The sequence below is a fragment of the Mesorhizobium sp. M7D.F.Ca.US.004.03.1.1 genome (assembly GCF_003998635.1).
In the GTDB taxonomy this organism is placed as follows: Bacteria; Pseudomonadota; Alphaproteobacteria; order Rhizobiales; family Rhizobiaceae; genus Mesorhizobium; species Mesorhizobium loti.
This window is the reverse complement of the sequence record NZ_RZQG01000929.1, coordinates 1-2,259: the sequence shown is the minus strand read 5'-3', so window position 1 is coordinate 2,259 and position 2,259 is coordinate 1. Positions and strand designations below refer to the sequence as shown.

Sequence of the window (2,259 nt, the reverse complement as noted above, 5' to 3'; positions counted from 1 at the left end):
AAGCAGCGCGACGCTGGCAACGGCACTGGCGGCGGCGAATTCCGGCACCGGCCGGAAATCCTTGCCGTCGATGAGCAGCGACGCCGCGATCGGGCCGATCGCCAGGCCGAACAGCTGGGCTGCCGGCACCAGCAGCACGGCGGTGCGCGTCTCGTCGGCGGTGATCGCCAGCCGGATCTGGTAGGGCACGATGAACAAGAGGATGAAGCCCATGATCAGGGCTGCGATCCAGAATATCGTGAGGCCAGGTCCGCTGGCCAGAACCAGGGAGCAGACAAGCGCCACGACACCGATCGTGGCGATGGCGGCGCGATAATCGATGCGCGCCTCGAACACGGTGGCCGTCATCGCACCCAGGACCTGCACCGCCAGGCTGGCCGAGACGATCAGGCCGACGGTGCGGCCATCGATGCCGTATTGGGCGCCAAGCGGCTCCAGAAAGGCCCAGACCGCGCCGAAGAACATGAAGTAGCAAAAGACCGACAACAGCGCGGTCATCGAAGGAACCGTCAGCACATTGGCCAGATTCTCTTCCTTGGGCAGGTCGGCATAGTCGCCGGGTACGGTGAAGGCGACCGCCAGCGACACGACGCAGACGACGGCAAGAACAATGAACCCACCCGCCGACCCGGCGGCCGGAATGACATAAAGCGCCAGCAACAGGGCAAGCGCGCATTGCGCCAACGTCTGCATGGTGACGAAAAAGCCGCCGATGCGCTCGGCGCGCCGCGAACGGGCGATCAGTTCGGTGGCGACCGCGACCAGACCGCCTTCGGCGAGCCCGGCCAGGGCGCGGGCCGCAATCAGCGTGTTGGCGCTTGCAGCATAGGCCGTCCACACATTGGCCAGCGCCAGCAGCAGCAGAAGGATGGCACTTTTCCAGCGCATGTTGCGCGCCGAGAGCAACATCGCCACGACAGCCGAACCGATGGCGATGGCGATCATCTCGGCGGTGGCGACCAGCGCCAGTTCATCGCCGCTGACATGGCCCTCGGTGTAAAGGGCCCCGAGCAGCACCGGCTGCAGGCCTAGAATGAGCAGGCCAACCGAACCGATCCACAGGGCCGAGGCAAGTTGTGCGCCGGTCGGATTGCCGACCAGCCAGTCGCCATTGCCTGCGTGGCCGGTAGTTGTCGAAGTCAAAGGCGCCTCCCAACGTCCTTGCCGTGCGGCAAAAAAGCTGACAACCTGTCAGCATTTCAGAAACTGATACTTGATCATATTTTTTGTCAACCGGAATTTGGAAACCGTGCGAAAGATCGGTGCATGACCGAAGTGAAGAGAATGGCGACCGAGCCCAGGCGCAGGCCCAAGCAGGAACGCAGCCGCGAGCGCATCGACGCGATCCTGTCGACGACCATGCGGCTGATCGGCGAGAAGGGTATCGACGCCGTGACCATGAAGGAGGTCGGCATGCTGGCGGGCGGGCCGATCGCCACCGTCTATCACTATTTTCCCAACAAATCGGCGATCCTGGCGATGCTCTATGAGCGGTTCTCCGAGGTCAGCCGCGCACGGTTGACGGCGATCATCGCCGATGTCCGCGAAGCGAAGGACGTGATCGTGGCCGCAGACCGGTTGCTTGACGACTATCTCAGCCGTGTCGCCGGCGATCCGGCCATCCAGGATCTGCAGAACGCCATCCAGGCCGACAAGGCGCTCAAGAACCTCGACATCGCCGAAACCCGACATCAGGCCAAGATGTTCTGCGACCATGTCATCGCCCTGCTGGAGCCCGAGAAGCGCGAGCAGTTCGAACGCATTGTCCTTCTGATCTTCCAGCTCGCCGGCGGCGTGGTGCGCCTAGCTCTTGCGCAGGGCGAAGCAGAAAGCCGCCGCACGATCGAAGATTACCGTTCGATCATCCACACGCAGCTGCGGCTGTTTTTGTAGCCTTGGTGATCATCGTCAAGCTGCCCGGGCGGCGTGAGCACCAGAACGCCCGCTATGCAACCTGGCGGATAAGGCTTTCGAGGCCGTCGGCGAGATTGGCATTGCCGGCAGCGAGAAACGCAGAAAGATTGCGGGCGCCACCGGGTGTCTTGTTGGCATCAAGCAGCACCGCCCTGCCCTCATGCATGACGAAATCGAACTTTCCGTAGTCAAAGCCAAGCTGGCGCCTCAGCGCGCGAAGCTCCTCGGGAACCGGAACCGGCTCATGACGGATCGTATCGTCGCCCTTAACGAGGCTCTGCGGCGAGACATGGCGGGTGCAGCGCTCGCGCTCGCCGCAGAATATCCAGAAGCGGGCTCCAAAGC

Annotated in this window: 2 protein-coding genes and 1 pseudogene; 1 reads left to right on the top strand and 2 read right to left on the bottom strand. The window is 63.2% G+C overall.

Annotated features, from left to right (window positions below; translation table 11 throughout):
* Positions 1–1,143: MFS transporter (locus EN935_RS32060; protein ID WP_164771532.1), on the bottom strand; the 1,143-nt coding region annotated here is incomplete at its 3' end.
* 123 nt (positions 1,144–1,266) lie between these two features.
* Here EN935_RS32060 and EN935_RS32055 point away from each other — a divergent pair.
* The gene (locus tag EN935_RS32055; protein WP_164757622.1) at positions 1,267–1,893 is read left to right on the top strand and encodes a TetR/AcrR family transcriptional regulator; all 627 of its coding nucleotides are present in this window, start codon (positions 1,267–1,269) and stop codon (positions 1,891–1,893) included.
* A 52-nt stretch (positions 1,894–1,945) separates the two neighbouring features.
* Here the strand turns inward: EN935_RS32055 and EN935_RS32050 are convergent.
* Positions 1,946–2,259, bottom strand: a pseudogene (locus tag EN935_RS32050) (hypothetical protein); the annotation flags it as partial.